The organism is Brevundimonas sp. (genome assembly GCF_019636155.1).
In the GTDB taxonomy this organism is placed as follows: Bacteria; Pseudomonadota; Alphaproteobacteria; order Caulobacterales; family Caulobacteraceae; genus Brevundimonas.
This window is the reverse complement of sequence record NZ_JAHBYB010000002.1, coordinates 49,642-70,634: the sequence shown is the minus strand read 5'-3', so window position 1 is coordinate 70,634 and position 20,993 is coordinate 49,642. Positions and strand designations below refer to the sequence as shown.

Below are 20,993 nucleotides of genomic sequence, written 5' to 3'. Positions count from 1 at the left end.
TCGTCAGATCCTGAGCGGGTCCAGGGCCGCCGCCGCCTCGCGCGGCGCGCGGCCCTCCAGGGCGTCGGCGACCACCGTCCCGACCAGCGGCCCCATCAGCCAGCCGTTGCGACGCGGCGCCAGGGCCGCGGCCAGGCCCGGCGCGACCAGGCCCGTCAGGGGCAGGCCGTCCGGCGACGCCCCCCGCACCCCCACCCGCCAGTCGATCACGGACGGGTCCAGCGGCCGCCCCAGCAGGGTCTCGCCTGCCCGGCGCAGCCGTTCCGCGACATCGGGGTCGGGCGTCAGGTCGCGCCGCCCCTCCTCCATGGTGGCGCCCAGGACCACGCCCCCATCCACCGGGGTGACATAGCCGCCCGACCCCCTCAGCGTCCGGTCGCTCAGGGCCTCGGCGATCCGACCGATCTGGCCCCGCACCGGCCGCACCGCCTCCACGGCCGCCCGCGCCCCGGCCGGCAGTCCTTCCGGCGGCGCTCCGACGCCCAGGGCCAGGACCAGACCATCGGTCCGAAGTCCGCGCCCGTCATCCAGCTCCATCCGCCAGCCGTCGCCGTCCGGCGCGATCCGCGCGACCCGTCCTTCGATCCGCTTCAGGGGGCGGCCCAGGCGCGCCATCGCCGCCTCGGGCGACAGCCGCATGTCCTGCGGCGCCCGGACCCCGGTCGCGGTTATCTCGGCTGTGAACCCCAGGGCCTTCAGCCGTCGCGCGATCACCTCGGCGCCCTCGCCGCGCCACTCGGCGTCGGCCTCGACCAGAGAAATTCCCTGCTCGACGGCGAACGCGGGCCACAGGGCGGCGGCGGCGCGGAACAGTTCGGCGCGGGCCGGATCGACGGCCTCGACCGCCGCCTCCATGGCCGGGGCGATCATGCCCGCCGCCACCGAGGATGCGTTGGGCCCGCCGGGATCAACCAGGGTCACCGCATGGCCGCGCCGCGCCAGGACGGCGGCCGTGCACAGGCCCAGCACCCCGCCGCCGATGATCACCCTGTCCGTTGAAGACGCCACGCCCGGTCCTTCGACCCGCGCGGCGTCCGGATCAAGCCCCTATTCGGCCGCCAGGGCCGCGGCCCGCGCCTCGTCCAGGCGACGGGTCAGGGCCTCGTGCTGGCCCCACAGGGCGGCCGGCAGCCGGTCCTCGAACTGGGCGTAGAATTCCGGGATCAGGGCCGCCTCCTCGGTCCAGACCTCGGCGTCGACGGTCAGCAGGGTCTCCAGCTGCGCCTCGCTCAGGTCCAGGCCGGACAGGTCCAGCGCCTCGCGCGACGGCACCCGGCCGACCGGGGTGTCCAGGGCCTCGGCCGTTCCGTCGATCCGCTCGGCGATCCACTTCAGGACGCGGGCGTTGTCGCCGAAACCGGGCCAGACGAACTTGCCGTCGTCGCCCTTTCGGAACCAGTTGACGAAGAACATGCGCGGCAGTTTCGCCGGGTCGCGGCCCTCGCCCATCTTCAGCCAGTGGGCGAAATAGTCGCCCATGTTGTAGCCGCAGAAGGGCAGCATGGCGAAAGGATCGCGGCGCAGTTCGCCGACCTTGTTCTCGGCCGCCGCCGTGCCTTCCGAGGCGACGGTCGAGCCCATGAACACCCCGTGCTCCCAGTCGAAGGCCTCGGTCACCAGCGGCACCGCGCTGGCCCGGCGCCCGCCGAACAGGATGGCGTCGATCGGCACGCCCTTGGGGTCTTCCCATTCCGGGGCGATGGTCGGGCACTGGTGCGCCGGGGCGGCGAAGCGCGAGTTCGGGTGGGCCGCCGGCTCGCCCGAGGCCGGATCGTGCGGCTGGCCCTTCCAGTTGGTCAGGCCTTCGGGCGCTTCCTTGGTCAGACCTTCCCACCAGACGTCGCCATCGGCGGTCAGGGCCGTATTGGTGAAGACGGTGTTGCGCGTCAGGGTCGCCAGGGCGTTCTGGTTGGTGTTGCGGCTGGTGCCCGGCGCCACGCCGAAGAAGCCGGCCTCGGGGTTGACCGCATACAGGCGGCCGTCCTCACCGAAGCGCATCCAGGCGATGTCATCGCCGATCGTCTCGGCCTTCCAGCCCGGCAGGGCCGGCTGCAGCATGGCCAGGTTGGTCTTGCCGCAGGCGCTGGGGAAGGCGGCCGCCACATATTTCGACCGACCCTCCGGGCTGGTCAGCTTCAGGATCAGCATGTGCTCGGCCAGCCAGCCCTCGTCCCGGGCCATGATCGAGGCGATGCGCAGGGCGTAGCATTTCTTGCCCAGCAGGGCGTTGCCGCCATAGCCCGAGCCATAGGACCAGATTTCCCGCGTCTCGGGGAAATGGACGATCCATTTCTCGTCGTTGCAGGGCCACGGAACATCGGCCTGGCCCTCGGCCAGGGGCGCCCCCAGGGTGTGCACCGCCGGCACGAAGGAGCCGTCGTCACCCAGCAGGTCCAGCGCCGCCTTGCCCATCCGGGTCATGACTCCCATCGAGACGGCGACATAGCCGCTGTCGGTGATCTCGACGCCCAGGGCGCTGATCTTCGACCCCAGCGGACCCATGCAGAAGGGCACGACATACATCGTCCGCCCGGCCATGCAGCCGTCGAACAGCCCGTCCAGCCGGTCACGCATTCCGGCCGGGTCGGCCCAGTTGTTGGTCGGGCCGGCGTCGATCTCGTTTTCCGAGCAGATGAAGGTGCGGCTCTCGACACGCGCCACATCCTTGGGGTCCGAGGCGGCGTAGTAGCAGCCGGGCCGCTTGGCCGGGTCCAGGGCCTTCAGCGTCCCCTTCTCGATCAGGTCCGCCGCGATCGCCGCCGTCTCGGCCTCGGACCCGTCGCACCAATGGACGCGGGCGGGCCTGGTCAGGGCCGCGATCTGCTCGACCCACTGGACGAGCTGGGCATGGCGGGTCGGGGCCGGATGAAGGCCGGGGATCGATTGAGTCACGATGACGCTCCTGAACGTGCGGCCCGGCGGTCTTGCGCCGTCCTGGGCCCTTCCTCCGCGCGAGATCATCACGCGATGTTTCAGGCCTAAGACACCCAAGCCGACGCCGCGTCAACCGGCGCACGTTTCAACCCTGCGCGAGCGGCCGCCCGTGGTCGATGCGCACTTTTCGCCCGCGCTTCCGGCGGCTATCGGAACGCTGTGCAGACTCAAGATCCTTTCGCCGCCCCGCCCGACGGCGCCCTGGCTTCGCCCGCGGCGGCGCGCAACGCCGGGCCGATCCTTTCGATCCTGCGCGCCCACCTTCCGGCGCGGGGCCGGGTGCTGGAGATCGCGGCCGGATCGGGCCAGCACGCCCTGGCCTTCTCGACCGCCCTGCCCGGCCTGGACTGGACCCCCAGCGACCCCGGCGCCGAGGCCCGCGCCTCCATCGCCGCCTGGCGCGGGGCGAAGGGGCCGCCCAACCTGGCCCCGCCCCTGGCTCTCGACGCCCTGGACCCGGCGACCTGGCCCGCCGGCCCGTTCGACGCCCTGGTCTGCATCAACATGATCCACATCAGTCCCTGGGCGGCGGCCCAGGGACTGATGACCCTGGCCGGGCGCGCCCTGGCGCCGGGCGGCCTGCTTTATCTGTATGGTCCCTATCGGGAAGCCGGCGTGGAGACCGCCCCGTCCAACCTGGCCTTCGACGCCGACCTGAAACGGCGCGATCCCGCCTGGGGCCTGCGCGACGTCGCCGATGTCGACGCCCTGGCGCAAGACCACGGCCTGGCCCGCACACTGCGGGTCGCCATGCCCGCCAATAACCTCAGCCTTCTGTTCCGGCGCGTCTGATGGCCTGGACCCGCACCTATGACGGCGCCGAGCCGGTCCGGATCAACAAATGGCTGGGCCAGTCGGGCGTCTGTTCGCGGCGCGAGGCCGAGGGGCTGATCGCCGACGGCCTGGTCAGCATCGACGGCGAGATCGTCACCGACGCCGGCCGCAAGATCCTGCCGGGCCAGACCCTGACGCTGAACGACGGCGCGACCGGCGCCCTGGACGCGGCGGTCACCATCGTCCTGCACAAGCCCATGGGCTATGTTTCGGGCCAGCCAGAGCCGGGCAAGGTTCCGGCCGTGCGCCTGCTGACCGCCGCCAACGCCATGGACGGCTCGCGCGCCGTGCCCTCGGACGCCTCCCTTCCCCCCATCGGCCGGCTGGACGAGGATTCGCGCGGCCTGCTGCTGCTGTCGTCCGACGGGGTGGTGGCCAAGGCGGTGATCGGGCCGGACTCCGACCTGGACAAGGAATATCTGGTCCGCGTCTCGGGCGACGTCACCGAGCGCAGGCTGGATCAGTTGCGTCACGGCCTGTCGCTGGACGGCCGCGTCCTGAAACCGGCGAAGGTCACCCGGATCGAACCGCAGCGCCTGCGCTTCATCCTGCGCGAGGGGCGCAAACGCCAGATCCGCCGCATGTGCGACCTGGTCGGCCTGACCGTCACCGATCTCCAGCGCATCCGCATCGGCTCCCTGGACCTGGGCGACCTGCCCGAAGGCTGCTGGCGCCGGCTGACGCCCGAGGAGCGGGCCAGGCTGGTCGGCTAAATACCGGCGTCGCCCCTCCTCACATCCTGACCCCGCCCGATAACGATCCCGGCGCCGACCCTTCAAACCGTCGCCGAACCGGCCTAGACAGCCGGCCCATGTTGATCGTCCTGTCACCGGCCAAGCGGCTGGACTTCACCGAACCACCCGCCGACCTGCCGGCGACCCAGCCGCGCCTTCGCGACGAGACCGCGACCCTGCTGAAGACCGCGCGGCGACAGACCCAGGCCGACCTGCGCCGGCTGATGGGGATTTCCGACGACCTGGCCAAGCTGAACCAGGCCCGGTTCAAGGCCTTCGACCCGGAAGCGACGGACATCGGCGTCCAGGCCGCCCTGGCCTTCGCCGGCGACGTCTATCAGGGGCTGGACGCGCGCGGCCTGTCGCCCGCCGACCTCGACTGGGCCCAGGATCGCCTTCGCATCCTGTCGGGTCTCTACGGCCTGCTGCGGCCGCTGGACCGCATCCAGCCCTATCGGCTGGAAATGGGAACCCGGCTGAAGACCCGGCGCGGCGCCAGCCTCTATGACTATTGGGGCGACCGCATCTCGCAGCAGTTGAACGCCGACGCCGAGGGTCATGTCGAACCCGTGCTGATCAACCTGGCCAGCCAGGAGTATTTCGGCGCCGTCGACGCCCGCGCCCTGAAGCTGCCGGTCGTCACCTGCCATTTCCGTGAGGCCAAGGACGGCGAGACCCGGATCGTCTCCTTCTTCGCCAAGCGGGCGCGCGGGGCCATGGCCCGCTGGATCATCGAGAACCGGATCGAACGGTCCCACGATCTGAAGGGTTTCGACCGCGACGGCTACGTCCATCAGCCCGCGCTTTCCACCGAGGCCGAGTGGGTATTCACCAGAGGGTGAAATTCCGCCCCCCCCTGTCGCCATCGCCCCGCCGACCCGCTAGGCTGCGGGTCCAGAGACGACTCCTTTTCCGGACGATCCATGTTCCAGTGGCCCAAGCGCGGCGGAGACGCCGACGACCAGACCCTTCCCTTCCGCGACTACGGTGACCTGAAGGGCCAGGTGGCGGTGATCTCGGGCTCCACCTCGGGCATCGGCCTGGCCTTCGCCCGCGCGGCGGCGGCCCACGGCGCCGATGTCGTGCTGAACGGCCTGGGCGACCCGGCCGAGATCGAACGCACCCGCGCCGAGCTGGAAGCCTCCTGCGGCGTCCGCGTCCGCTATCACGCCGCCGACATGACCCGCGGCGACGAGGTGGCCGACATGGTCGCCTACGCCAAGCACCAGCTGGGCCGGCTGGACATCCTGGTCAACAACGCCGGGATCCAGCATGTCGAGGCGGTCGAGAAATTCCCCTCGGACCAGTGGGAACGGATCATCGCCATCAACCTGTCCTCGGTCTTCTACGCCACCCGCGCGGCCATCCCGATCATGAAGGCCCAGGGGCGCGGCCGGATCATCAATGTCGCCTCGGCCCACGGCCTGGTCGCCAGCCCGTTCAAGTCGGCCTATGTCGCGGCCAAGCACGGCGTCCTGGGCTTCACCAAGACCGTCGCGCTTGAGGTCGCCCAGGACAACATCACCTGCAACGCCATCTGCCCCGGCTATGTCGAGACCCCGATCGTCGAGAAGCAGATCGCCGACCAGGCCCGCACGCGCGGCCTGTCGAAGGAGCAGGTGATGAAGGACGTCATCCTGGGCTCGCAGCCGACCAAGAAATTCGTCACCACCGAACAGCTGGCGGGGATGTTCCTGTATCTGGCCAGCGACCTGGGCGGCTCCGCCAACGGCGCCCACTTCTCCATCGACGGCGGCTGGACGGCGCAGTGATCTCATCCCTCTCCCGCTGGGAGAGGGCTTGAGCCTCCGCGAGCGAAGCGAGTGGCTAAGGCGAAAGGGTGAGGGTCGACCGTCAGCCGATGATGTGACGGCTTACGCCGACTGACATCCGCCCCGCCACCTTCTCCCAACGGGAGAAGGAAACCTATCCCACGAACCCCGCCGCGCGCCTCAGCCGGTCGTTGATCGCCTCGCCCAGACCCGTCCGGGGGATGGGCGACACGGCGATGCCTTCAGGTTTCAGGCGATCCGCCTCTCGCAACCGCCTGAAAAGATTAGCCGCCGCCTCGCGCAGGTCGCCACTGGGGCTGAGGCTGAACGCCGGGTCGCCGACGCCCGGGCCGAAGCCCAGCAGGATCTCGCCCGGCCGCGCCTGATCCGCCTCGATCCGCACCGGGGCGTCGGGCGCATAGTGCAGGGCCAGACGGCCGGGCGAACGGTGTCCCTCCCCGCCCCCGTCCAGCGGTCCGGCCACGGCCTCGATCTCCTCGCGCGTCACCGCGCCGGGACGCAACAGGGCCAGCCGCCCGTCCAGCACCGAGACCACGGTCGATTCCACCCCCACGGCGCAGTCGCCGCCGTCCAGGGCCGCAGCCGCCGCGAAGCCGGTCTCCTCCACCGCGTCGGAAAAGGTCGTCGGGCTGGGCCGGCCCGAGCGGTTGGCCGACGGCGCCACCACCGGCCGTCCGAAGGCGGCGATCACCGCCCGCGCCCGTGCATGGCCCGGCGCCCGCACCGCCACGCTGTCCAGCCCCGCGCGCGCCAGATCGCATACCGCCGTGCGGTCCCTGACCGGCGCCACGAGGGTCAGGGGTCCAGGCCAGAAGGCTTCAGCCAGGCGTCGCGCCCGGTCGTCGAACCGGGCGATGGCCTCGGCCTGGGCCGCATCGGAAACGTGGGCGATCAGGGGGTTGAAGCGCGGTCTTCCCTTGGCCTCGAAGATGGCCGCCACGGCCTGGGCGTTCCCCGCATCCGCCGCCAGTCCATAGACCGTCTCGGTCGGCAGTATGACCAGACGGCCCGCCCCCAGGGCCGTGACCGCCGCCGCGTCGCCGTCTCCGCTCATCGCGCGGGCAGGAAGGGCAGCATCCGCCTCAGCACATTGTCGCGGTCCAGCAACTGATGCTTCAGCGCCCCTGCGACATGCAGGAACAGAAGGACATACAGCAGCTTGGGCAGGGCATGGTGCAGGTCCATCAGGCTGCGCGCCAGCGGACGCCCGCCGCCGATGGGCAGAAGCGGCCAGTCGAACAGCCCATAGTATTCGAACCCGCGCCCCGCCGCCGATCCCGCCAGCCAGCCGGTCAGCGGCAGGGCCAGCAGGACGACATAGAAGGCGACATGGGTGAGGCGCGCCGCAACCCGCTGCCATCGCGGTGTCGAGACCGGCAGGGGGATGGCCGGATGGGCGACGCGCCAGCCCAGGCGCAACAGGGTCAGGACCAGGATCGTCGCCCCGCCGGACTTGTGCAGCATGATCCACAGACCGCGATCCGGCCCGCTGGCGCCCTCCGCCAGTGTGATCAGGACGATCTGCCCGACCACCAGCGCGGCGATGGCCCAGTGCAGCGTCAGGGAGACGGCGGAATATCGGTCGCGCGGTTCGGCCATGGGTCCTCCGGTTCGCCGCCAGCTTGCCCTGCGCCCGCCGCTTCGCCAAGCGGCTTGCCACACCCACCGGCCGGACGGCATGAAGACCGCCTCAGGAGACCTCCCCATGACCTACCGTGCGCCCCTTCGTGACATCGCCTTCGCCCTGCGCTCCGTGGCCGGCGCCGACGCCCTGGTGGGCCAGGCCTTTCCCGACTTCGACGGCGATGTGCTGAACGCGGTGCTGGAGGCGGCGGGTCAGTTCTCCGAGGGCGTCCTGGCCCCGCTGAACCGCATCGGCGACCAGAAGGGCGCGACCTACGCCAACGGCGCCGTCACCGCCGCCCCCGGTTTCGCCGACGCCTATCGCCAGTTCGTCGAAGGCGGCTGGACCGGCCTGGCCGCCTCGACCCACGCCGGCGGCCAGGGCCTGCCCAAGGCGCTGGAGCTGGCGGCCTATGAGACCGTCCACGCCGCCAACATGGCCTTCGGCCTGTGCCCCATGCTGTCACTGGCGGCCATCGAGGCGCTGGAGGCGGTCGGTTCTGAATCGCAGAAGCAGACCTGGCTGCCGCGTCTGGTCAGCGGCGAATGGACCGGAGCCATGGTGCTGACAGAACCGCACGCGGGCACCGACCTGGGCGCCCTGACGGCCACGGCGACGCCGAACGGCGACGGGACCTACGCCCTGAACGGCCAGAAGATCTTCATCACCTGGGGCGACCACGACGCCACCGACAACATCGTGCACATGGTCCTGGCCCGCCTGCCCGACGCCCCGCCGGGGCCAAAGGGGATCAGCCTGTTCCTGGCGCCGAAATTCCTGCTGAACGCCGACGGCTCCATCGGCGCGCGCAACGGCTTCCGGCCGGTGGGGGTCGAGCACAAGCTGGGCATCCACGCCTCCCCCACCTGCGTCATGAGCTATGAGGGCGCCACCGCCGAACTGGTCGGCCGCCCGAACGAGGGCCTGGCCCATATGTTCGTGATGATGAACGCCGCCCGCCTGGCGGTAGGGGTCGAAGGGGTGGGCATCGCCGAGCGCGCCTATCAGCACGCCCTGGCCTATGCCCGGGAGCGCCGCCAGGGCCGCAGCGTCTGGACCGGCGAGATGAACGCCCCGATCATCGACCATCCCGACGTGCGCCGCATGCTGTCGGTGATGAAGGCCAAGGTCGCGGCCGCCCGCGCCATCTGCCTGTCCACCGCCGTCGCCGCCGACCTGGCCCGCACCGCCGCATCCGAAGACGACCGCATCCGCTGGAAGGGCCGCGAGGACCTGTTCGTGCCCATCGCCAAGGCCTGGTCCACCGACGTGGGCTGCGAGGTCGCCTCCATGGGCGTCCAGGTGCACGGCGGCATGGGCTTCATCGAGGAGACGGGCGCGGCCCAATACTACCGCGACGCCCGCATCACCCCGATCTACGAAGGCACCAACGGCGTCCAGGCCATGGACCTGGTCGGGCGCAAGCTGTCCCAGGACGGCGGCGCATCCGCCAAGGCGCTGATCACGGACATGAAGACGACCGCCAACGACCTTCGCCGCCTCTATTCCGGCAAGCCCATCGAACGGCTGGTCAACGCCATCGAGGCGGTCGAGGACGCCACCCTGTGGCTGCTGGACGCCAAGACGGACCCGGGCCGCGCCGCCGACGTCCTGGCCGCCGCCGACGCCTATCTGAAGCTGATGGGCGATGTCGTGGGCGGCTGGCTTCTGGCCAAGGGCGCCCTCGCCGCCAAGGCCCAGATCGAGGCCGGCGAAGGCGACGCCGCCTGGCTGCAGGGCCGGCTGGACCTGTATGAGGTCTATGCCGCCAACGTCCTGGGCCACGCCTCCAGCCGCCTGGCCGCCGTCGGCCAGGGCGGCGAATTGCTCCAGCGGATGACGGCCGAGGTGCTGGGCGCCTGACCCGCCGATCAGGCCGCGGGCGCGGGCGTCGTACTGACCTGCAGCCAGGCGATCAGGTCGCGCCGGTCGGTCGGGTCGGCGATGCCGGGGAAGGTCATCTTGTTGCCCGGCAGGAAGGTGCGCGGATTCTCCAGCCAGTGGTCGATCCGCTCGGCGTCCCAGGCGAAGCCGGCCGCCTTCACCGGCGCGGAATAGCGATAGCCGGCGTGCGTCCCCGCCTGGCGGCCGAAGACGCCATACAGGTTCGGCCCGGTCATGTTCGGCCCGTTCGCCGTGACGGTGTGGCACGAGCGGCAACGCGCGAAGACGCGCCGGCCATTGTCCAGGTCGGCGCCGTCATAGGGCGCCGGCAGGGCCGCCAGCGCCGCCTGCATCTGGGCCGCCGTGGGCGGCGGGACCGTGGGCGCGGCCGGAGCGGCCGGCTCAGTAGGCGAACTCGGGCCGCAGGCGGCCAGGGTCAGGAAGGCGGCGGGCAGGATCAGGCGACGGAACATCATTCCCTCCGGGGACGACGCCTGTGATAGCGCAATCGCTGGGGGCGGCAATGCGTCCTCATCGCGCGCGCCTGGGCGCGCTGGACGGCGGGGACCTGCACCTGATAGTCACTGTCATCTTCAGCGGCGCCGGCGCGTCGGCGCCCGAGAGTCCCATGTCCGACGAAATCCCCCTGAGCCAGGCCCGGCGCGGCGACCGCGGCGTCATCGTCAAGGTCGGCGCCCATTGCCATCATCTTGAGCACGAGGTGGAGCTGGAGCGTCGACTGCTGGAACTGGGCTTCGTCGAGGGCGCCCAGGTGGAGCTTCTGCATGAAGGCCTGTTCGGCCGCGACCCCATCGCCATGAAGGTCGACGACATGCGGGTGGCCCTGCGTCGGCACGAGGCGGCCAGCCTGATCGTTCGGCGCGAGGCGCGCTGAGCCATGGACGCCCTCGTCAGGCCCGCCCGCATCGCCCTGGTCGGCAATCCCAACAGCGGCAAGACCGCCCTGTTCAACGCCCTGACCGGCTCGCACCAGAAGGTGGCCAACTATGCCGGGGTCACGGTCGAGCGGAAGGAGGGCGTGATCCGCACCCCGTCCGGCCGCACCCTGTCGGTTCTCGATCTGCCGGGCACCTATTCCCTGCGCGCACGCAGTCCGGACGAGGAGGTGACCCGCGACGCCGTCCTGGGCCGTCTGGCGGGCGAAGCGGCGCCGGACGCGGTGGTCCTGGTGGCCGATGCGACCAACCTCAGGCTGGTGCTGCGCCTGGCGCTGGAGATCAAGGCCGTGGGCCGGCCGATGGTCCTGGCCCTGAACATGTACGACATCGCCGAACGCCAGGGCCTGCGCATCGACCTGGAGCGGCTGTCGGCCGAACTGGGGGTGCGGATCGTGCCGACGGTGGCCACGCGCCGGCGCGGGATCGAGGATCTGATCGCCGCCGCCGAAGAGCTGGCGGTCACGGGCGGGGCCGCCGGCGAGGGCGTCTGGCATGCGCCCGAGGCGTCCGAGATCCGCGCCGCCCACCATCAGGCCGAGCGGATCATGAAGGCCTGCGTCCGCCCGCCGGAACGGCCCGACACCCTGACCGGGCGGGTCGATTCCGTCCTGCTGCATCCGGTCGGCGGCCTGGTGATCCTGCTGGCCCTGCTGTTCGTCATGTTCCAGGCCGTCTTCACCTGGGCCACCCCCCTGATGGACGGGATCGAGGCTGGCCTGGGCGCCCTGGGCGGCTGGGTCGCGGCGGTCATGCCGGACGGCCTGCTGGAAAGCCTGATCGTCGACGGCCTGATCGCCGGGGTGGGCAGCGTGCTGGTCTTCCTGCCGCAGATCCTGATCCTGTTCGCCTTCATCATCCTGCTGGAAGACTTCGGCTATATGGCCCGCGCGGCCTTTCTGATGGACCGGATCATGGGCGGGGCCGGCCTGCACGGCCGGGCCTTCATTCCGCTGCTCAGCAGCTTCGCCTGCGCCATTCCCGGCGTCATGGCGGCGCGGGTGATCGATTCCAAGCGCGACCGCCTGACCACCATCATGGTGGCGCCGCTGATGACCTGCTCGGCCCGCATCCCGGTCTACACCCTGATCATCGCCGCCTTCATTCCGAACGAGACGGTCTGGGGCTTCGCCAATCTGCAGGGACTGGTGATGTTCGGCCTCTACGCCGCCGGGATCGTCAGCGCCCTTGTGGTGTCCTTCGTCATCCGGCGCGTCTTCTGGCGCGGCGCGGTTGAGCCCTTCATGATGGAGCTGCCGGCCTACAAGACGCCCCACTGGCGCAGTGTGCTGTTCAACCTGTGGCTCCGGGCGCGGATCTTCCTGGAGCGGGCGGGGCGGATCATCCTGCCGCTGATGGTCATCGTCTGGGTCCTGTCGACCTTCCCCTATCCGCCCGAAGGCGCGACCGGTCCGGCCATCGACTATTCCTTCGCCGGCATGCTGGGCCAGGCGCTGGAGCCCCTGTTCGCCCCCATCGGCTTCAACTGGCAGATGGTCATCGCCCTGATCCCCGGAATGGCCGCGCGCGAGGTGGCGGTGGCGGCCCTGGGGTCGGTCTACGCCATCGCCGACGCGGAAGGCTCGGGCGTCGGCGCCCTGGCCTCGACCCTGGCCGGGCAATGGTCCCTGGCTACGGCCCTGGCCTTCCTGGCCTGGTATGTCTTCGCGCCCCAGTGCGTGGCGACCCTGGGGGTGGTGCGGCGCGAGACCAATTCCCTGAAATGGACCTGGATCATGGTCGGCTACATGTTCGGCCTGGCCTATCTGGCGGCCTTCATCGTCTACCGGGTGGCCGTGGCGATGGGCGGCGGCTAGGCTGATAACCACCCCGTCACCCTCGGGCTTGTCCCGAGGGCCCATGGCGGCCTCAACTGCGATCGCGGCGGCGGATACGCGGATATCGACATTCACCTGTCGAGCGGGCTGAAAGATGGGCCCTCGGGACAAGCCCGAGGGTGACGAATATTTGAAATCGGCCGAGCCGGAGCGCCGGAGCCTGAATGATCGTCAACGCCGCCATACTGGGCCTGCTGGGCCTGATCGTGGGCAGTTTCCTGGCCGCCGTCAGCGTGCGCCTGCCGGCCGAGGAGGACGTGGTCCTCAAGCCCTCCCACTGCCACAGCTGCGGCGTCACGCTGAAGCCGTGGCGCCTGGTTCCCGTCGTCAGCTGGCTGGTCCTGCGCGGGCGCTGCGCGGACTGTCGGGCGGCGATCTCGCCGCGCTATCCGCTGATCGAGACGGCGGGGGGTCTGATCGGCGTCTGGGCGGCTGTGCATGGCGGCGGCTGGATCATGATGGCCGCGACCGCCGTGCTGGGGTGGCAGCTGCTGCTGATCGCCCTGGTCGACGCCGAGCATTTCTGGCTGCCGGACGTCCTGACCTTTCCGCTGATCGCCACCGGGATCGGGGCGGCGGCCCTGATCGCCCGTGACTGGCCCGTCGACGCCGTGATCGGGGCCGTGGCGGGTTTCGGCCTGCTGTGGCTAATCGCCTTCCTCTATCGGGTCTGGAGGAAGCGTGACGGCCTGGGCGGCGGCGATCCCTTCCTATTCGCGGGGGCCGGCGCCTGGATCGGCTGGATCGGCCTGCCCAGCGTGCTGCTGTGGGCCTGCGCCGTGGGGTTCAGCCTGGTGGCCGCGCGGCTGATCGTGCGGCGGCGGGTGCGGGGCGACGACCGCCTGCCGTTCGGCAGCCTGCTGGCGGTCGGGATCTGGCTGGTGTGGCTGTATGGCCCCTTGGGACTGCAGCCGGCCTGAAGGCGCGGGCGCGGGCGATGGTGCCGGTTGCAGGGTTCGAACCCGCGACATCCAGTTTACAAAACTGGCGCTCTACCAACTGAGCTAAACCGGCCCGGATCGGTCGCGTCTTATGCTGGCGGAAATCGCGCGGCGCAAGCATGGTGCGGCCATGCCCGGCCTTCCTCCCATGCCCTATCTCGCGCCCATCCTGATGCTGGTGCTGTCGAACGTCTTCATGACCTTTGCCTGGTACGGCCATCTGAAGTTCGGCTCCAAGCCGCTGTGGATCGTGGTGATCGTCAGCTGGGGCATCGCCTTCTTCGAATACTGCCTGGCCGTGCCCGCCAACCGCATCGGGCATCAGGTCTATTCGGCGGCCGAACTGAAGACGATGCAGGAGGTGATCACCCTGCTGGTCTTCGCCGTCTTCTCGGTGACCGTCCTGGGCGAAAAGCTGACGATGAACCACGCCGTCGGCTTCGCCCTGATCGCGGGCGGGGCGTGGTTCATCTTCAGGGGGCCGCTTTAATCCAGTTCCGTGCGAATGCGGTCGGCCAGGGCCTGAAGCGCCGACGTCTCGGCCATGGGCGCATGACCGTGGCCCTTCATCGGCCGGTCGGACCAGCGCGGCACGATGTGGAAATGCAGGTGGAAGACCGTCTGGCCGCCGGCGTCGCCGTTGAACTGCATCAGGCTGATTCCCTCGGGCTTCAGCGCCTTCTCGACCGCCAGCGCGGTGCGCTGGACCGCCGCCGTCAGCCGGGCCAGGTCCTCCGGCGCCATCTCCAGGATGTTGCGGGCGGTCGATGTCTTGGAGATGACCAGCACATGCCCCTCCGACTGGGGAAAGACATCCATGAAGGCCAGGACGTGATCGTCTTCCCACACCTTCACGCTGGGGATGTCGCCGCGCAGGATGCGGGCGAAGATGTTGTCGGGGTCATAGGCGCCGTGCAGGCTCATGGGCGGGTCTCCGATATGACGCATCGGTTAGTAGCAGCCGGCGCCCGACACGCGCTACGCTGAGGTCCGAACAAGGAGAGCCCCATGGCGCGTTTCATCGTTCAGCTGGTGGTCACGGCCCTGGGCCTGTGGCTGGCCGCGGCCGTGGTGCCGGGTGTGGATTTCGTCGGACAGTGGACCCTGATCTGGGCGGCCCTGCTGCTGGGGCTGATCAACGCCATCGTGCGGCCGATCCTTGTGGTTCTGACCTTCCCCCTGACGGTCGTGACCTTCGGCCTCTTCCTGCTGGTGGTGAACGCCGCCACCATCGGCCTGACCGCCGTGCTTCTGGACGGTTTTGTCGTCAACGGCCTGTGGGCCGGGATCGGCGCGGCCATCGTCACCGGCGTCATCAGCTGGATCGCCGGCAGCGCCGTGCCCGACGGCCGCCGAGACGAATAGGCGGCCTATTCGGCGGCGGCCGCCGTGTCGTTGGCCGTGACCTCCTGGGCCTCCCACTCCTCGATCTTGCGGGCGGTGTATTCCGGCGAGCGGGTGAAGCGCGCCAGCACCCCATAGATCACCGGCACCACGAACAGGGTCAGCATGGTTGCGAACATGGCCCCGGCGAAGATGACCACGCCGATGGTCTGGCGGCTGCCCGCCCCCGCCCCCTGCCACAGCACCAGTGGCAGGGCGCCGAAGGCGGTGGCGATCGAGGTCATGATGATCGGCCGCAGGCGCAGGGACGACGATTCGATGATCGCTTCGCGGATCGACCGGCCCTGGTCGCGCAGCTGGTTGGCGAACTCGACGATCAGGATGCCGTTCTTGGCCGCCACCCCGATCAGGATGATCAGGCCGATCTGGGAATAGATGTTCAGGCTGGACCCCGCCATCAGCAGGCCGAACAGCCCCCCCGCCGCCGCCAGGGGCACGGTCAGCATGATCACCGCCGGGGTGATCCAGCTCTCGAACTGGGCCGCCAGCACCAGGAAGACCAGCAGCAGCGCCAGTGCGAAGGCCGCCCCCACCGCGCTGCCCGCCTCCTGCTGGTCGCGGGCCGCCCCGCCCCAGCGGATGGTGGCCAGGCCCTGGGCCTGTTTGCCCGCCTCGGCCTGCAGGAAGGCCATGGCGTCGGCGATGGTGGTCCCCGGCGTCAGATCAGCCGACAGGGTGATGGCGCGCTGGCGATCCAGCCGCCGCCGGTCCGGCGTATCGCCCGAAGTCTGGGTCGTGACCACCGCCGACAGGGGCGCCAGCTGGCCCGATCCGGTGGCGACATACAGGGCCTCCAGGTCGCTGACGTTGCGGCGGGCGTCGCGGTCGGTCTGCAGGATGACGTCATATTCCTGCCCCCCGCGCAGATAGGTGGTGGCCCGACGCGATCCGAACATGGTCTCCAGCGTCCGCCCCACCTGCTGGGCCGAGACGCCCAGGCCGGCGGCCTTCTGCGGATCGACATCCACCAGCAGGCGCGGCGCGTTCGGCTCATAGTTCAGGCGCGGGCGCGAGAAGCCGGGATTCTCCTGGGCCGCCGCCAGGATCGGCTGCAGCCATTGGTACAGCTGGTGATAGTCCGGCCCGGTGGCGATCATCTCGATCGAGTTGGAATTGCCGCCGCCGCGCTGGAAGGCGCCGGGCACGCTGGCGTTGACCTGGGCGTCGGTCTGGGTGCGCAGCTTGCCGTTCAGTTCCTGGGCGATCTGGTCGGCGGACCGGTCGCGCTTGGACCAGTCGACCAGGGTCAGGGTGGCGTTGCCCGAGTTGAAGCTGCCGCCGCCGAAGCCGGGCGCCGACACCAGATAGGACTCGACCTCCCCGCCCTGCTTGTATTCGGCCAGGATGGGCTCCAGCCCCAGCATGATCCGGCGAGTGTAGTCGAAGCCTGCGCCTTCGGGGCCCTGGACGCGGACGAAGACCCGGCCCCGATCCTCGGGCGGCACCAGTTCGTCGGGCAGGTTCAGGAAGATGCCGCCGGCTCCGGCCGCCACCAGGACGATCAGGCCGATCACCCCATACAGGGACGCCTTGCGCCCCATCAGGGCGTCAAGCGAACGGGCGTAGGACCGTTTCAGCGCATCCATGGCCCGGTCCACCCGCCGCGCCAGCCAGCCCGAGCCGTGCGCCGGCTTCAGGATCTTGGACGCCAGCATCGGCGACAGGCTCAGCGCCAGGAAGGCCGAGAAGGCCACGGCCGCCGCGATCGCCGCCGCCAGCTCGACGAACAGCCGCCCGACATAGCCGGGCAGGAACAGCAGGGGCGCGAACACCGCCAGCAGCACCACCGTCGTCGCCACCACGGCGAAGAAGACCTGGCGCGCGCCACGCTCGGCGGCCACCAGGGGCGGCTCGCCATGGTCCAGCCTGCGCTGGATGTTCTCGGTCACCACGATGGCGTCGTCCACCACCAGGCCGATGGCCAGAACCAGGGCCAGCAGGGTCAGAAGGTTCAGCGAGAACCCCAGAGGCGCCAGGACGATGAAGGTCGACAACAGGCAGATCGGCGCCACGACCGATGGAATCAGGGCCGCCCGGAAACTGCCCAGGAAGACGAAATTGACCAGGGCAACCAGGGCCATGGCGATGCCGATGGTGATCCACACCTCTTCGATGGCGTGTTTGGTGAAGACCGAATTGTCCGACCCGATCACCAGTTCGGCGCCCTCGGGCAGGGTCGGCCGGATTTCCTCCAGCAGCTTGGCCACCCCCTCGGAAATGGCCAGGTCGTTCGACTGGGCCTGGCGGGTGACGGCCAGGCCGATCTGGTCCAGGCCGTTGCCGCGGAACATCCGGCGCGCCTCGGCGGGCGCCTCCTCGACCCGGGCGATGTCGCCCAGTCGGGTCACATAGGTCGGCGGCGCGGCGATCAGGGCCGCCGCCCCCGTGCCAGACGCCTGGGACGCCGCCCCGCGGGTGCCGATCGGCAGGGCCGCGAACTGGGCCGGGGTGGCGTAGTTGCGCGCCACCCGCACCGTATAGTCCTTGTCCGTCGATTCCAGCGAACCGGCCGGCAGTTCGACGTTCTGGCTGGTCAGGGCGTTCTCGACGTCCTGCACGGTCAGGCCGCGCGCGCCCATGGCCGCCGGGTCCAGCCAGATGCGCATGGCGTAGCGCTGCTCGCCATAGATCTGCACCTGGGCCACCCCGTCCACGGTCGACAGCCGGTCGATCAGATAGCGGTCGGCATAGTCCGTCAGCTGCAGCCGGTTCATGGTCGTGGACCGCAGGAACAGGATCATGATCGGCTGGCTGTCGGAATCCGCCTTGGCCACCTCGGGCGGCTGGGCCTGGTCGGGCAGGCGGCCGACGACCCGGCTGATCCGGTCGCGCACGTCGTTGGCGGCGTCGTCGATGTTCCGGTCCAGGTTGAACTCGATATTGACGTTCGAGCGGCCGTCGCGGCTGGTGGAATTGATCCGCTTGACGCCCTGGATGCCGGCGATCTGCTGTTCGATCGGTTCGGTGATCCGGCTCTCGATCACCTCGGCCGAGGCGCCGGCGTAGCTGGTGCTGACCGAGACGATCGGCGGGTCCACGTCCGGCAGTTCGCGCACCGGCAGGAAGAAGAAGGCCGCCGCCCCGATGACGCACAGCACAATGGCGGCCACGGCCGCGAAGACCGGGCGGCGAACCGCAAGATCGGACAGCATCATCGAGCTTGTTTCCGCGCCTGGCCGCCCTCGCCGGCGATGCTGACCGGGGCGTTGGGCTGGATGCGGTTCAGCCCGGTTCCCACCAGCCGTTCGCCGGCCTCGACGCCCGACAGGATCTCGACGAAGCCGTTTTCGACCGCCCCGGTTTCGATCTCGACCCGCTGGGCGGTGAAGCCGTTTTCGCCCGGCGCCAGGCGATAGACAAAGGCCCTCTGGCCCTCATACTGGACCGCGGCCTCGGGCGCGGCGACGGCCGTGCGCTCGCCCCGCTGCACGGCCACCCGGACCAGCATGCCCGGCCGCAGACGGCCGCCGGGATTGGGAAATTCGGCTCGCGCCGTGGCGGCCCGAGTCTGTTCGTTGACGCGTGTGTCGATCAGGGCGATCCGCCCCTCGAACCGATCCCCCGGATAGGCGTCGGTGCTGGCCGTCAGGGGCGTCCCGGACCTGAGCTGGCCCAGATAGCGTTCCGGCACGGGGAAATCGACGCGCACCACACCGGTGTCGTCCAGGGTGGCGATGACCGCGCCGGGATTGATCAGGGTGCCGGGCGTGACGGTGGTCAGGCCCATGACGCCGGCGAAGGGAGCTCGGATCACACGGTCGCCCTGTCGCGCCTCGGCGGCCGCCAGCGAGGCGCGGGCGGTGGCCAGGGCCGTCTCGGCGCTCTCGGCCGTGACCCGGGGCGCGACGCCGCGCTCGGCCAGGGCGGCGTAGCGTTCGTATTCCCTCTGGGCCTGGGCCACGCGGGCGCGGGCCTCGATGACCCCGGCGTCCTCTTCGCGGGCCTGCAGTTCGACCAGGGCCTGGCCGGCCGAAACCCTCTGGCCGTCGGCGAACAGCACCCGGGTGATCAGTTCGGTGGTCTGTGAGGTCACATTGACCGACCGACGGCCCCGCGCCACGCCCAGCACCTGGATGGTGTCCGAGAATTCGCGCGGCTGCACCGTCACCGTCGCCACCTGCTGGCCGCGCCCGCCGCCCCGGCCGCCCGGTCCGCCCATGCCGCCTTTTTCGTCTCCCCCGCCCAGGGTGATGCGCAGCACGGCCGCAAGCACCATCAGGCCCAGCAGCACGGCTGCGCCGACAATGAAGAAATGCCGCTTGATCACGCGTGGGGGCTCCGGCTTCCGGGATGACGCGCCCGACTTAACGAGTCACGGCCCCGACGCAACTAAAGTCTCTGTAACGGGCCAGGTTTCCGAATCCGTCGCGGTGATCGCCCGCGATCTTCAGAATCTTCGCCAGACCGCCACCACCAGTCCCCGGTTCTGGACCACCTCGCGCCCGGCCACCGCCTCGCGCCACCCGGCCTGCAGGCTCCAGTCGCCCAATCGCCGAACCACGGAGGTCTCGACCGACAGCCAGCGCGCGCCGCCGCCGTCCGTCATCCCGCCGAAGGCCTGGCCCAGGATCATCCAGTTCTCGCCGAAATGGCCGCCGGCGGTGAACTCGGCGCGGGTCTCGTCCGGCAGGCCTGCGCGCATCCGTCGCGCCGCCTGAAGCTCCACGAAACTGCGCTCCGGCGTCCAGGGTCCGCCCACGCCCTTCAGGTTGCGGCCGACCGAGACCCGGGCCTCCCAGTCGCCGCGCCCCTGGCCCGGCGCGGCATAGCCCGCGTTGCGCCCGTCGCCCGCGTCGGCATAGCCGACATAGATGCTGGCGGCGTTGCGATCATCCCGGTGCACCTGCCAGGTCAGGCCCACTTCCAGGGGGCCGCGACCCTGATAGTCGACGAAGGCGTCACGCCCGTCCTGCCAGTCGCTCTTGACCTGAACGGTCAGCCGGTCGGTCAGGCCGTATTCGCCGAACAGGCCGACCGCCCGGTCGGTGCGGGGCGCGGTCAGGTCCGCCAGGGCGCCGTCCGGGCCGAAGCCGCGTTCGGCGCGCATGTCCTCCCATTTGATGATCAATTGGCCCCTGCCCTTTGGCTGGACCCAGGCCGAGGCCTGGGCCGACCCCGCCGCCAGGACGGCGATCAGGCTGAGGACGCCCGGGGCGGCCGCCTTCACACGTCGTAGCCGGGGTTGCGCCGGTCCAGCATCCGCAGCGCGCCCGGCCAGGCCAGGGACGAGATGAAGCCGATCCCCCGCCCCTGCTCCTTGGTCTCGGCCTGGGCCGCGTCCGGGGCGATCAGCACATTGTCCGGCCCGGCCGACAGAGCCGCCACCTGCTGGGCGCAGGCCCGTTCCAGGAAGAAGATCCCGACCCAGGCCTGGGCCGCCGTTTCCCCGACCGCCAGGGTGCCGTGGTTCCTCAGCAGCATCAGCGACTTGTCCCCCATGTCCGCCACCAGCCGCTCGCGCTCGTCATGGTTCAGGGCCAGCCCCTCGTAGCCGTGATAGGCCACCTGGTGCTGCAGCAGGCAGGCGTTCTGGCTGATCGGCAGCAGGCCCTGCTTCTGGGCCGCCACGCCCACCCCGTTCACCGTGTGCAGGTGGATGACGAATTTGGCGTCCTCGCGGGCGGCATGCACGGCCGAATGGATGGTGAAGCCCGCCGGATTGATGAAGCTGCTGGTCTCCTGGACGATGTTCCCGTCCAGATCGACCTTGACCAGGGCCGAGGCCGTCATCTCCTCGAAATACCAGCCGTAGGGGTTGATCAGGAAATGATGCTCCGGTCCCGGCACGCGGGCCGAGATATGGGTGAAGATCATGTCGTCCCACCCGTGCAGGGCGACCAGCCGGTACAGGGCGGCCAGATCGACCCGGGTGCGCCACTCTTCTTCGGACACCCTGGATTTCAGCGAAGCGACGGCCCCGTCGGCCATGGCGGCCTCCTGTTATCTGCGTTCACCAACCGTCCGCCGGGATCGGCGCGGCGTCAAGCGCAGCCATCTTCAGCGTTCGTTAACCGCGCTTTCACGTCCGCTGTCCCAGACTGGGACGACGCC

Annotated in this window: 20 protein-coding genes and 1 tRNA gene; 10 read left to right on the top strand and 11 right to left on the bottom strand. The window is 70.2% G+C overall.

Annotated elements, in window-relative coordinates; all coding sequences use genetic code 11:
* Window positions 1-3 precede the first annotated feature (3 nt).
* Both KF910_RS02265 and KF910_RS02260 read right to left on the bottom strand, forming a co-directional pair.
* Window positions 4-1,008, bottom strand: coding sequence for an NAD(P)/FAD-dependent oxidoreductase (locus KF910_RS02265; protein ID WP_292258591.1), 1,005 nt, complete (start codon window positions 1,006-1,008; stop codon window positions 4-6).
* 39 nt (window positions 1,009-1,047) lie between these two features.
* Window positions 1,048-2,892, bottom strand: a complete 1,845-nt coding sequence (locus tag KF910_RS02260) for a phosphoenolpyruvate carboxykinase (GTP) (protein ID WP_292258590.1) — start codon at window positions 2,890-2,892, stop codon at window positions 1,048-1,050.
* Between the two features lie 201 nt (window positions 2,893-3,093).
* Here KF910_RS02260 and KF910_RS02255 point away from each other — a divergent pair, with 201 nt between their 5' ends.
* The 4 genes from KF910_RS02255 to KF910_RS02240 all read left to right on the top strand — a co-directional run bounded on the left by KF910_RS02255 (window position 3,094) and on the right by KF910_RS02240 (window position 6,274).
* Window positions 3,094-3,726 carry a DUF938 domain-containing protein gene (locus KF910_RS02255; protein ID WP_292258589.1) on the top strand — a complete coding sequence of 211 codons (633 nt, stop codon included), beginning with the start codon at window positions 3,094-3,096 and terminating at the stop codon, window positions 3,724-3,726.
* A complete protein-coding gene (locus KF910_RS02250; protein ID WP_292258588.1) occupies window positions 3,726-4,481 on the top strand; it encodes a pseudouridine synthase in 756 nt (251 codons plus the stop codon). The genes KF910_RS02255 and KF910_RS02250 overlap by 1 nt, the downstream gene beginning before the upstream one ends.
* 98 nt (window positions 4,482-4,579) lie before the next feature.
* Window positions 4,580-5,344: a peroxide stress protein YaaA gene (gene yaaA, locus KF910_RS02245; protein ID WP_292258587.1), complete on the top strand. Its 765-nt coding sequence runs from the start codon at window positions 4,580-4,582 to the stop codon at window positions 5,342-5,344.
* An 81-nt stretch (window positions 5,345-5,425) separates the two neighbouring features.
* On the top strand, window positions 5,426-6,274 hold the full coding sequence (locus tag KF910_RS02240; RefSeq protein ID WP_292258586.1) for a 3-hydroxybutyrate dehydrogenase: 849 nt from the start codon (window positions 5,426-5,428) through the stop codon (window positions 6,272-6,274).
* A 154-nt stretch (window positions 6,275-6,428) separates the two neighbouring features.
* On the opposite strand, the gene KF910_RS02235 is transcribed toward KF910_RS02240, so the two are convergent.
* Complete coding sequence (locus KF910_RS02235; protein WP_292258585.1) at window positions 6,429-7,349, bottom strand: L-threonylcarbamoyladenylate synthase; 921 nt, start codon at window positions 7,347-7,349, stop codon at window positions 6,429-6,431.
* On the bottom strand, window positions 7,346-7,894 hold the full coding sequence (locus KF910_RS02230; protein ID WP_292258584.1) for a cytochrome b: 549 nt from the start codon (window positions 7,892-7,894) through the stop codon (window positions 7,346-7,348). The genes KF910_RS02235 and KF910_RS02230 overlap by 4 nt, the downstream gene beginning before the upstream one ends.
* A gap of 106 nt (window positions 7,895-8,000) precedes the next feature.
* Here KF910_RS02230 and KF910_RS02225 point away from each other — a divergent pair, with 106 nt between their 5' ends.
* Window positions 8,001-9,782: an acyl-CoA dehydrogenase gene (locus KF910_RS02225; RefSeq protein WP_292258583.1), complete on the top strand. Its 1,782-nt coding sequence runs from the start codon at window positions 8,001-8,003 to the stop codon at window positions 9,780-9,782.
* Between the two features lie 8 nt (window positions 9,783-9,790).
* Here KF910_RS02225 and KF910_RS02220 read toward each other — a convergent pair whose 3' ends face one another.
* On the bottom strand, window positions 9,791-10,276 hold the full coding sequence (locus tag KF910_RS02220) for a c-type cytochrome (protein WP_292258582.1): 486 nt from the start codon (window positions 10,274-10,276) through the stop codon (window positions 9,791-9,793).
* A 155-nt stretch (window positions 10,277-10,431) separates the two neighbouring features.
* On the opposite strand from KF910_RS02220, the gene KF910_RS02215 reads away from it, so the two are divergent.
* The 3 genes from KF910_RS02215 to KF910_RS02205 all read left to right on the top strand — a co-directional run bounded on the left by KF910_RS02215 (window position 10,432) and on the right by KF910_RS02205 (window position 13,517).
* Window positions 10,432-10,698 (top strand): FeoA family protein, encoded by a 267-nt coding sequence (locus tag KF910_RS02215; RefSeq protein ID WP_292258865.1) that lies wholly within the window; start codon window positions 10,432-10,434, stop codon window positions 10,696-10,698.
* A gap of 3 nt (window positions 10,699-10,701) precedes the next feature.
* A complete protein-coding gene (gene feoB / locus KF910_RS02210; protein ID WP_292258581.1) occupies window positions 10,702-12,576 on the top strand; it encodes a ferrous iron transport protein B in 1,875 nt (624 codons plus the stop codon).
* A 185-nt stretch (window positions 12,577-12,761) separates the two neighbouring features.
* Window positions 12,762-13,517, top strand: coding sequence for a prepilin peptidase (locus KF910_RS02205; protein ID WP_292258580.1), 756 nt, complete (start codon window positions 12,762-12,764; stop codon window positions 13,515-13,517).
* A gap of 18 nt (window positions 13,518-13,535) precedes the next feature.
* Here the strand turns inward: KF910_RS02205 and KF910_RS02200 are convergent.
* Window positions 13,536-13,611 (bottom strand) — tRNA-Thr (locus tag KF910_RS02200).
* Between the two features lie 57 nt (window positions 13,612-13,668).
* On the opposite strand from KF910_RS02200, the gene KF910_RS02195 reads away from it, so the two are divergent.
* The gene (locus tag KF910_RS02195) at window positions 13,669-14,028 is read left to right on the top strand and encodes a DMT family protein (protein ID WP_292258579.1); all 360 of its coding nucleotides are present in this window, start codon (window positions 13,669-13,671) and stop codon (window positions 14,026-14,028) included.
* On the opposite strand, the gene KF910_RS02190 is transcribed toward KF910_RS02195, so the two are convergent.
* Complete coding sequence (locus KF910_RS02190; RefSeq protein WP_292258578.1) at window positions 14,025-14,462, bottom strand: HIT family protein; 438 nt, start codon at window positions 14,460-14,462, stop codon at window positions 14,025-14,027. The genes KF910_RS02195 and KF910_RS02190 overlap by 4 nt on opposite strands.
* An 84-nt stretch (window positions 14,463-14,546) precedes the next feature.
* Here KF910_RS02190 and KF910_RS02185 point away from each other — a divergent pair, with 84 nt between their 5' ends.
* Window positions 14,547-14,903 (top strand): phage holin family protein, encoded by a 357-nt coding sequence (locus KF910_RS02185; protein WP_292258577.1) that lies wholly within the window; start codon window positions 14,547-14,549, stop codon window positions 14,901-14,903.
* Between the two features lie 5 nt (window positions 14,904-14,908).
* Here the strand turns inward: KF910_RS02185 and KF910_RS02180 are convergent, their stop codons facing one another.
* From KF910_RS02180 to KF910_RS02165, 4 genes are all read right to left on the bottom strand, one after another.
* Window positions 14,909-18,094, bottom strand: a complete 3,186-nt coding sequence (locus KF910_RS02180) for an efflux RND transporter permease subunit (RefSeq protein WP_292258576.1) — start codon at window positions 18,092-18,094, stop codon at window positions 14,909-14,911.
* On the bottom strand, window positions 18,094-19,209 hold the full coding sequence (locus KF910_RS02175; RefSeq protein WP_292258575.1) for an efflux RND transporter periplasmic adaptor subunit: 1,116 nt from the start codon (window positions 19,207-19,209) through the stop codon (window positions 18,094-18,096). Before KF910_RS02175 ends, KF910_RS02180 begins: the two co-directional genes overlap by 1 nt.
* Window positions 19,210-19,329: 120 nt before the next feature.
* The gene (locus KF910_RS02170; RefSeq protein ID WP_292258574.1) at window positions 19,330-20,109 is read right to left on the bottom strand and encodes a hypothetical protein; all 780 of its coding nucleotides are present in this window, start codon (window positions 20,107-20,109) and stop codon (window positions 19,330-19,332) included.
* Window positions 20,106-20,870 carry a class II aldolase/adducin family protein gene (locus KF910_RS02165; protein WP_292258573.1) on the bottom strand — a complete coding sequence of 255 codons (765 nt, stop codon included), beginning with the start codon at window positions 20,868-20,870 and terminating at the stop codon, window positions 20,106-20,108. Before KF910_RS02165 ends, KF910_RS02170 begins: the two co-directional genes overlap by 4 nt.
* Between the last annotated feature and the right edge of the window lie 123 nt (window positions 20,871-20,993).